Below are 9293 nucleotides of genomic sequence, written 5' to 3'. Positions count from 1 at the left end.
AGTAACTAAAAATCAAAAAGATAGCTTGTGAAAAATCCTTAACTTAATGACATTGGCCGCTCGATTCCTTTCGCGTGGTAAATAGAAAAAATAAAATAGTTTAAATACCTATTTTATACTTTTGAAATAAATGAAACGAAACAAAACAATAAAGAGTGTTAACTACAACCAAACGAATGGATTTTTGCGGTAGCAGGGTTCTCCGCATAAACATTTGTGCTGAAAATCGCCACCTTCGCCAAGCCCGAAAACTTTATAGGGCATAGTAAAGGACGACACAGCAAAACCAAAAACACAAAAATTATGGAAGACAAACTCCTTAAATATTTTCAAAGAATTATGCCTCTTTCAAACGAAGAGATTAGAGCTATAGTTGAAACAATGAGCGTAAAGCATTATAAAAAGGGAACAGTTTTACTTAATGAGGGACAAACTTCTAAAGAAGTTTACTTCGTTTTAGAAGGTTGTGTCCGACAATTTTATTTAGTTGACGGTAATGAAAAAACAAATAATTTTTTTACAGAGGAACAATGGGTAATTTCTATGAATAGTTTTATTCAGAATGCCCCATCAAATCATTTTTTAGATTGCTGTATGGATAGTGCTTTGGTAGTTGGCAATAGTGAAAAAGCAGATAGCCTCTACAAAAGATTTCCAAAATTTGAAACCATTTCACGAAAAGTAATGGAACAAGTATTTGCAGCGCAACAAGATATTATGTCTTCATACACTACAGACACAGCTGAACAACGGTATTTAAAATTATTAAAATCAAGACCCGATTTATTTAAAAAAATACCCCAATACCAAATTGCAAGTTATGTTGGCGTAAAACCCGAATCATTAAGCAGAATAAGAAAACGGATTTCTAAAAATAATTCTAAACCATAAAAAATGTCTTCTGTCTTTAAATAAATTGAAGCCTAATGGCTGACTATATTTACTTTTTTGGGGGATACCAACAATAAAGTGAAATGGTAATAAGGACTACAAAAAACATTCCTCCAAGGCTCGCTTCTATTCCAAAATCGCCACCACTAAGCCAAATAGGAGCATTATCAAATACAGGTTTTAATAAACTCGGCTCTTTGTCTCCACTAACACCAAATCCAAGAATAGTTCCCTGCATAAAATTTGCCATAAAATGCAATCCCAAAGGCATTGCTAAATTATTGGTTTTAATAAAAGCAATGCCAAACAGAATAGAAGCAATAAATATATTCATCGATGCCAGTATTTTTACAGTTCCATTCATTCCTGGATTATTTATATGGGTTAATAAAAAGAGTGCGGCTACAATTAATTGAGCGGGCCATTTTCCAAGAGCCTGAATTAGACGTTGAAACATAAATCCTCTGAACAATAGCTCCTCGGCAATGGCAACAAACAGAAATATTGAAAGACCGTATAAAACAGTTGAAAAAGAAAAAACATTTACCTGCCAATGGATGTAACCAATAATAGTTAAAAGCAAAACAGGTAAAATCATAAGTGCAGCACCAATAAATAGCCCGACAAATAATTCTTTAAGCCAAACCAGATTGATATTGCCTGTTAATTCACTTATTGGTTTACGCCTCAACAGTTGACATATAATTGAAGCCACTGAAATCAATACAATCTGATGAACCATTGTTATCTCAAAAGAAAATCGGTCTGCTAAAATAATCAGTGGAAATAGTAAGCAGAATAGCATCAAAAAAAATAGCACTACCCACCAGATATTTTTGATTTTTCTTTCTGAATTTAAAAATACTTCCATTGCGTTTATATTTTATTTTATTAATTTTCAATTTCTATTGCAACATTTCCTCTTTTATGTCCTTTCTCAACATAAGCGTGTGCTTCGGCAATTTGTTCTAATGAATAAGTTCTATCAATTACTGGCTTCAAAATATCGGCTTCAATAAGTTCCTTTAGAAATATTATGTCTGCTGCTTTATGGCTAATTACACCTGTGATTACCTTTTTGTTGCTTGACATAGAAATCCACAAACCTATAAGCATTTCCGACATACCAGCAGCACTAAGAATCATTATTCCATTTTTATTTAGTGACTTTAAACTTCGTGAAACAGATATTGCTTTCACAGCATCAAAAATCACATCATAAGTTTCGCCACTTTGAGTAAAATCCTCCTTTGTGTAATCAATTACTTTGTCTGCTCCGATAGATTTTACTAAAGCAATATTTGCAGAGCTACACACACCCGCCACATTAGCTCCAAATGACTTTGCCAATTGAACGGCAGCACTTCCTACTGAACCTGAAGCTCCTATTACAAGCACTTTTTGCCCTGGTTTTATCTTTGCCTTTTTTATAAAATGTAATGCTGTAACTCCACCAAAAGGTATGACTGCTGCTTCCTTGTGAGAAATAGTCGCTGGTTTTAATGCTACTGACCCATTTTCAGGCAGACATTTGTATTCCGCATAGGCACCAAAGCTCATATCTGTATGACCAAAGACAGAGTCACCAACTTTGAAATTTTTCACATCTTCACCGACACTTTCAACTTCACCTGAAAAAACAGTTCCCAGAATATTAATTTTGGGTTTTATTAAACCGAAAATAAATCTGACCGCAAAAGGGTCAGCCTTGCGTAATCGCCAATCGCCTGAATTGACTGCTGTGGCTTTAATTCTCAGCAAAATCTCATTTTTTTTAGGCGTAGGCTTTTCTACCTGTTTGACTTGAAAAACATCTGGTGGACCATATTGTGTGTAAACTGCTGCTTTCATTTTTTACTTTTGTTAATTATTTCAAAGTACAAAGGTATGTGACCCATTTTCTAATTTCGTTGACTTTGGTTAAGAAATAAAACACTACTTTAAGACCGATAGAAAAACAACGAACCACCAACAGCTATAGTTTCGTTGTGTGCGCAGCACGAACAATGAACTCGTGTTGAATCCGCCATGCGGACAGGCAGGAACCGATTGCATTTCCACCAAACTATGGAGTTATTGTAAAGTTTTGATAGTGTATTGAAGAGGATTTAGCGTCCTCGTTTTTTTTTTTTGAATAATTTCAAGATAGTTTTTCGTGTTTTGTTTTCCGTCACTTTTGAGCATATAATCCCTTACCCATAACGCTAATTGGCAACACGTTACTGATGCCTTTGATATTCTAAGAATGTTGAAAAATCTTGAGAAAAAATTAACATACTATTTTAGAATTACACCTTATCTTTGGCAAATGAAAAAATGGTTGCACACACTAATTATAATGCTAACGCTTGGCTACTTTTTGTCGCCAACTAGTAGTTATGCATGTGGAACTAAAACCGAAAAATCGTGTTGCAAAAAAGAAAACTCCTCTAAAACAGAAAAGAAAGACTGTTGCAGCGGCAAACATTCAAAAGACAAAAACAATAGTTGTGGCGGAAAATGCGGACATTCAAACTGCACAACTTCAACAACTAACTTTAGTTTAATTTCATTCTACGAAATTGAATTTAAAAATGATAGTTTTGATTTTTCAGAGGAAAAATCAAAATTTCATCATTCAGAAATCTTTATTTCTTCGGGCTTTGCTTCCGTTTGGCTTCCGCCTAAAATAAAATAATTACAAACTTTGACAGCCACAAAACCGTCAAGTCGATAGCAAATACTCTACTATCATAATTATTTATTAAACAAAAATTAAATTTTTATACCAATGAAACTAATATCAAAAATATTGGTAGCAATTACAATATTGTTATCATTCACAGCGTGTGAAGCACAAATTCAAAATGCAAAAACCGAAATTGTTAAAATTTATGGAAATTGCGGAATGTGCAAAGAAAGAATTGAAAAAGCAGGTACTATCAAGAAAATTGCCAAAGTAGATTGGAATGTAGATACCAAAATGGCTACTATAACTTATGATAGTACAAAAACCAATCAAGATGAAATTTTAAAACGCATTGCATTAGCAGGTCACGATAGCGACAAATTTCTTGCTCCAGAAGACACCTATTCTAAATTACCAGGTTGTTGTCAATACGACAGAGAAGCAAAACTTCCAGTAAAAGTTAGTGCCGTATTAGGAACGGATAAATCAGAACATTCAGAAATGGACATGAACAATAGTGTTAAAGGTACAGAAAACCAACTAAAAACACTTTTCGACAATTATTTTGCAATAAAAGATGCGTTAGTAAAAACAGACGGAAACCTAGCCTCGGCAAAAGCTACGGCATTGCTTTCAGCTATTAATGCTATCAAAATGGAAACGCTAAAAATGGACGAGCATGTGGCGTGGATGAAAGTTGTTATAAGCCTTAAAGAAGATGCTGAACATATTGCAGACACAAAGGATGCGGGACATCAAAGAGACCATTTCGCAACGCTATCAAAAAGTATTTATGAGTTAATCAAAGTTTCTAAACAAGATACGCCAACTTATTTTCAACATTGCCCAATGGCAAACGAGGGAAAAGGTGCCGATTGGTTAAGCAAAGAGAATACAATCAAAAACCCTTATTTCGGTGCAATGATGTTAAGTTGTGGGAAAACTGTAGAAACAATCAAATAAAGTTAAATTGGCGAAGCCAAAAAAGTCTTCGCCTTTTTTATTCCATTAATTGAAACTACCAAAATGAAAAATAAAAAAATAAAAAACTTACAGTTTTTGCCTACCGCTATAATTGTATTGTTTCTTGCTCAATCTGTGTTCGCTCAAAAAATCGTTCGCTACGATTTGTATGTTCGTGATACCATCGTAACTTTTGGCGACAAACCCAAACACGCAATCGCAGTAAACGGACAAATCCCAATGCCAACGCTAACTTTTACCGAAGGCGATGTTGCAGAAATCTATGTGCACAATGAGTTAAATGAGGACACTTCTTTGCATTGGCACGGTTTATTCTTGCCAAATCAATACGACGGTGTGCCAAACCTCACCCAAATGCCGATAAAGCCCCATACAACACATTTATATAAATTCCCAATTATCCAACACGGAACACACTGGTATCACAGCCACACTGAACTTCAGGAACAAATAGGAATGTATGGCAATTTTGTAATGAACAAAAGAGCAGACGACCCCACTTTCAGAAAAGGAATTGACGATTTACCGACCATTCCAATTGTTTTGAGCGAATGGACAGATATGAAACCAGAAAACGTTCACCGAATGTTGCATAACGCTTCCGATTGGTTTGCAATTCAAAAAGGCACAACACAAAGTTATGCCGAAGCCATAAAAAGTGGTCATTTCAAAACCAAAGTAACCAACGAATGGAAAAGAATGAACGCAATGGACGTGAGCGACGTTTATTATAACAAGTTTCTTATCAATGGTAAAAACGAAAGCCAACTTTCACAGTTCAAAGTGGGTGATAAAGTGCGATTAAGAATTTCAAATGGTGGCGCATCAACCTACTTTTGGCTTACGTATGCAGGCGGGAAAATAACCGTTGTTGCCAATGATGGTAACGATGTTGAACCTGTTGAAGTCGATAGGTTAATCGTTGCAGTTTCCGAAACCTATGATATTATTGTAACTATTCCAGCCGATAAAACCGCTTACGAATTTCTGGCAACTTCTGAAGACCGAACAAAATCTGCTTCTTTATATTTAGGGGATGGGATCAAACAACTGACTTCTAGCCTGCCAAAATTAAAATATTTTGACGGTATGAAGATGATGAACGATATGATGAAAATGAATGGAGATTTAGACGATATGGGAATGAATATGTCCTACAATCAAATGGATATGAACGTAGTTATGTATCCCGAAATCACAGGCAAAGCAAAAAGCAATAGCGACAAAATGGGCGGTATGAAAATGACCGAAGACGACTATAACAGTAACAAACTTTCAGATATTGTAACTTTAAATTACGCAATGCTGAAATCGCCAACCAAAACAAATCTTCCAAAAGACGCACCAATAAGAGAATTGAAATTTGAACTTACAGGAAATATGAACCGCTATGTTTGGAGTTTAAACAATAAAGTGGTTTCCGAAACCGACAAAATCTTAATCAGAAAAGGCGAAAATGTACGCATCACAATTCACAACGGTTCAATGATGCGACACCCAATGCACTTGCACGGTCATGATTTTAGAATTATAAACGGGCAAGGCGATTACGCACCACTCAAAAACATCATCGACATTATGCCAATGGAAACCGATGTTTTAGAATTTAACGCTAATGTTGAAGGCGATTGGTTTTTTCATTGTCATATTCTTTACCATATGATGAGCGGAATGGGTAGAGTTTTTACTTATGAAAACCAAGCACCAAATCCCGAAATACCCAACCCAAAACTCGCACAACGCAAACTTTTTGCTGACGATAGAAGATTTCATTTTATGGGAGAAAATGATTTTGCAACCAACGGAAACGATGGCGAAGCAATGTATCAAAGCACTCGTTGGAGTATTGGAACAGAATGGCGTTTGGGTTACAATGATCATCATGGTTACGAAACAGAAACACACATTGGTAGATATATTGGAAAAATGCAATGGATTATGCCCTTTATAGGTTTCGATTGGCGATACCGAAAAATGGAAGTTAGCGAAATGGAAACAAATCTTTTTGGACAAGAAAACACAAAAAATGTTCGTTCGCTTTTTAGTGCAGGTTTAGAATATACTTTGCCAATGCTCATCAAAGCACAAGCCGAAGTTTTTTCAGATGGAAAATTTCGATTCAAATTAGAACGAAAAGACATTCCAGTTTCCAAACGATTCCGAATGAATTTAATGTGGAATACCGACAAAGAATATATGGCAGGGTTTCGCTATATAATCAAACGAAATTTTGGGATTACTACACATTACGATAGTGATATGGGTTTAGGTTTTGGAGTAAATTTGAATTATTAAAAAAACGAAAAATAGCATCTGAAATAAATTTAGATATACAAATCAAAGGCTAAATTCAGATTTCTAAGGGTTAATTCGGTTATTCGTTGATTTGGTTTTTCGGAAATATAAAATCTGAAATCGGAGTTCGCATGAAGGGTGGCAGCGGAAATCCTCTATGAAACAAAGTGAAACAGAGATTGCTGCGAACGGACCTGACCCGAAGTTTTACGAAGGGGCATGCCCAAATAAAAAAGCCTTTAACGAAAGGTCAAAGGCTTTGAATTCTAAATTAAACATAGATTTGAACAAGCATTTTATTGAAATCTATGTTGAACTTAGCAGGGCTTATTTTTCCATTTTAAAATAATAATCCGCTGAATTTTTTCCACTACCATAAAATAAGAAGAAAACCGAAATTACAAGTGTAACGAGCGATAACGAAAGGTTTTGATAATTCATTACACCAAAGAAATTAATTGCAACAGCGCCCAATAAAATGGGAAGTTGTGCGATTATACACCATCGTGTTAACAGTCCAAAAACAAGCATAATTCCGCCCATAATGTGGGCTGCCGCAATGTAATGAAAAGTGAGCATTCCGCCCATAAAATTGCTTACCGGGGCAATTAAATCTTCAAAACTTCTACTGTTTGTAATAAAAGAAATCCCCTTAAAAATCAGAAATACACCAAGTGTAATCCGTAAAGCATCCAATGAAAAATGAGTGTTTTTGTTCGCCCATTTGTTCCAACCTTTTACTGTAGTATCCATAATAATTGATTTTAAAATTCAATCTAAGATACTGATAATTAGTTTACTTTTCATTTTAAGGCACTATTTTTTTAATCTACAAGGAAATCATTTTTAAGTATTTCAATTTCTGAAAGTGATTTAACACTTAATTTCGATTTTGTCCAAGTTCTTGTAGGTTGAATTCGGGTTTTCTTTCCTTGAATTAAGATGTCAATTGGCATAGTAAAATTGGGCTCAAACGCTTTCCAACGATAAGACAAAAAGTTATTTTCAATTTTCAAGTCCAATGTTGGAATAGTAGCAAATCGTAAATATTGGTTGAAAACAGGCGTTAAATCCATACCACTTTGCTCATTAAAATAAGCAATAACGGTTTCAGTATCAATTATTTTATGTTTAAAGGTATTGGAATAATCTAATATGATTTTCCACCACTTTTCGTCGTTATTGATAATGTGTCGAATGGTGTTTAACATCAAAGCTCCTTTATAATACATATCACTAGAACCTTCTTTGTTTACTCCGTATAGACCGATAATTGGTGCGTCATTTCTAATATTTTTCTTCAATCCGTTGATGTAAATTTGCGCTTTTTCAAGTCCGTATTGACATTCCAAATACACCGATTCTGAGTAGCACGTAAATCCTTCATGAATCCACATATCGGCAATATCTTTCGAGGTGATGCTGTTTCCAAACCATTCGTGACCACTTTCGTGAATGATAATAAAGTCGAATAACAACCCAATTCCTGTTCCAGATAAATCATTTCCTAAATATCCTTTTCCATACTTATTTCCGTAAGCTACAGCACTTTGATGTTCCATCCCTAAATAAGAAGTTTCAACTAATTTGTAACCGTCTTCTTTGAATGGATAGTCGCCAAACTTACTTTGGAAACAATCCATCATCGGTTTTACTTCCTCAAATTGGATTTTTGCTTTGGCTTCGTTTTCTCGTAAAGCATAAAAATCTAAATCCAATCCTTTGTATTTTTCTCCAAAATGAATGTAATCGCCAATATTAACAGTAATATCATAACTGTTAATTGGGTTTTTCACTTCCCAATCCCAACGGGTGTAACCGTTTTTCAAATCTTGACTGCCTAGTAATCGCCCATTGGAAACATTCATTAATCCGTTTGGAACTGCCACTTTTATAGTTGCCCCAAAATCAGGTTCATCGGATTGAGAATCTTTGCAAGGAAACCACAAACTCGCTCCCGTTCCTTGAACTGCAACTCCAATAAAGTCCTTATTATTAGCATCTTTTTTGAATACAAAACCACCATCCCATGGGGCGTGTCTCGCTATCAATGGTTTTCCTGAATAATAAAATCGAATTTTTTGTTCCGAATTTTTGGAAAGTGGCACATCAAAATTCACAAAAACAGCGTCAAATTCCCTTTTGTAATCTAGTTTTTTAGAATTCAAAACAATGCTGTCAATTTGCATGTTTTCAAATAAATCCAATTGAATTTTTGTAGTGTTTAAAAGGACTTTAAACCTAATTTCATTGAAACCCACAATTGATTTTTCGTCAGGATTGATTTTTACATTCAAATCGTAACGCAAAACATCAAAACAAGTGCGTTCAAAACGCAAACCTCCTTTTAAAGTATCTTTTCTTGTGGTTTTTTCTTGTGCGGAAAGTTGCGAAGTTACTATGAACAGTAATAAAAAATGCAATTTTGATTTCATAAAGCTATTGTTACTAATTT

8 protein-coding genes are annotated in these 9293 nt (G+C 34.7%); 4 read left to right on the top strand and 4 right to left on the bottom strand.

The window, feature by feature from the left end; genetic code table 11:
* Nucleotides 1-303: 303 nt before the first annotated feature.
* Nucleotides 304-891, top strand: a complete 588-nt coding sequence (locus tag AC9UEH_RS08980; protein WP_509530937.1) for a Crp/Fnr family transcriptional regulator — start codon at nt 304-306, stop codon at nt 889-891.
* A 49-nt stretch (nt 892-940) separates the two neighbouring features.
* Here AC9UEH_RS08980 and AC9UEH_RS08975 read toward each other — a convergent pair whose 3' ends face one another.
* Together AC9UEH_RS08975 and AC9UEH_RS08970 are read right to left on the bottom strand one after the other, a co-directional pair.
* A complete protein-coding gene (locus tag AC9UEH_RS08975) occupies nt 941-1762 on the bottom strand; it encodes a CPBP family intramembrane glutamic endopeptidase (protein ID WP_509530935.1) in 822 nt (273 codons plus the stop codon).
* Nucleotides 1763-1782: 20 nt separating this feature from the next.
* Nucleotides 1783-2652: an NAD(P)-dependent alcohol dehydrogenase gene (locus AC9UEH_RS08970; protein ID WP_509530933.1), complete on the bottom strand. Its 870-nt coding sequence runs from the start codon at nt 2650-2652 to the stop codon at nt 1783-1785.
* 484 nt (nt 2653-3136) lie between these two features.
* Here AC9UEH_RS08970 and AC9UEH_RS08965 point away from each other — a divergent pair, with 484 nt between their 5' ends.
* The 3 genes from AC9UEH_RS08965 (at nt 3137) to AC9UEH_RS08955 (ending at nt 6838) form a co-directional block, all read left to right on the top strand.
* Complete coding sequence (locus AC9UEH_RS08965; RefSeq protein WP_509530931.1) at nt 3137-3568, top strand: hypothetical protein; 432 nt, start codon at nt 3137-3139, stop codon at nt 3566-3568.
* 93 nt (nt 3569-3661) lie between these two features.
* Nucleotides 3662-4522: a DUF3347 domain-containing protein gene (locus tag AC9UEH_RS08960; protein ID WP_509530929.1), complete on the top strand. Its 861-nt coding sequence runs from the start codon at nt 3662-3664 to the stop codon at nt 4520-4522.
* Nucleotides 4523-4585: 63 nt separating this feature from the next.
* Nucleotides 4586-6838, top strand: coding sequence for a multicopper oxidase domain-containing protein (locus AC9UEH_RS08955; protein WP_509530927.1), 2253 nt, complete (start codon nt 4586-4588; stop codon nt 6836-6838).
* 327 nt (nt 6839-7165) lie between these two features.
* Here AC9UEH_RS08955 and AC9UEH_RS08950 read toward each other — a convergent pair whose 3' ends face one another.
* Both AC9UEH_RS08950 and AC9UEH_RS08945 read right to left on the bottom strand, forming a co-directional pair.
* The gene (locus AC9UEH_RS08950) at nt 7166-7591 is read right to left on the bottom strand and encodes a DoxX family protein (protein ID WP_509530925.1); all 426 of its coding nucleotides are present in this window, start codon (nt 7589-7591) and stop codon (nt 7166-7168) included.
* A 71-nt stretch (nt 7592-7662) separates the two neighbouring features.
* Nucleotides 7663-9273, bottom strand: a complete 1611-nt coding sequence (locus tag AC9UEH_RS08945) for a M1 family metallopeptidase (RefSeq protein WP_509530923.1) — start codon at nt 9271-9273, stop codon at nt 7663-7665.
* Nucleotides 9274-9293 lie beyond the last annotated feature (20 nt).

The organism is Flavobacterium sp. (genome assembly GCF_040402835.1).
In the GTDB taxonomy this organism is placed as follows: Bacteria; Bacteroidota; Bacteroidia; order Flavobacteriales; family Flavobacteriaceae; genus Flavobacterium.
The sequence above is the reverse complement of the archived record's forward strand: the minus strand, read 5'-3'. Positions and strand labels throughout refer to the sequence as shown.

Excerpts from the sequence above, each read along its gene's own strand:
- AC9UEH_RS08955 (WP_509530927.1), top strand. The coding sequence starts at position 4,586 with ATGAAAAATAAAAAAATAAAAAACTTACAGTTTTTGCCTACCGCTATA.
- AC9UEH_RS08980 (WP_509530937.1), top strand. The coding sequence starts at position 304 with ATGGAAGACAAACTCCTTAAATATTTTCAAAGAATTATGCCTCTTTCA.
- AC9UEH_RS08975 (WP_509530935.1), bottom strand. The coding sequence starts at position 1,762 with ATGGAAGTATTTTTAAATTCAGAAAGAAAAATCAAAAATATCTGGTGG.
- AC9UEH_RS08965 (WP_509530931.1), top strand. The coding sequence starts at position 3,137 with ATGTTGAAAAATCTTGAGAAAAAATTAACATACTATTTTAGAATTACA.
- AC9UEH_RS08945 (WP_509530923.1), bottom strand. The coding sequence starts at position 9,273 with ATGAAATCAAAATTGCATTTTTTATTACTGTTCATAGTAACTTCGCAA.
- AC9UEH_RS08960 (WP_509530929.1), top strand. The coding sequence starts at position 3,662 with ATGAAACTAATATCAAAAATATTGGTAGCAATTACAATATTGTTATCA.
- AC9UEH_RS08950 (WP_509530925.1), bottom strand. The coding sequence starts at position 7,591 with ATGGATACTACAGTAAAAGGTTGGAACAAATGGGCGAACAAAAACACT.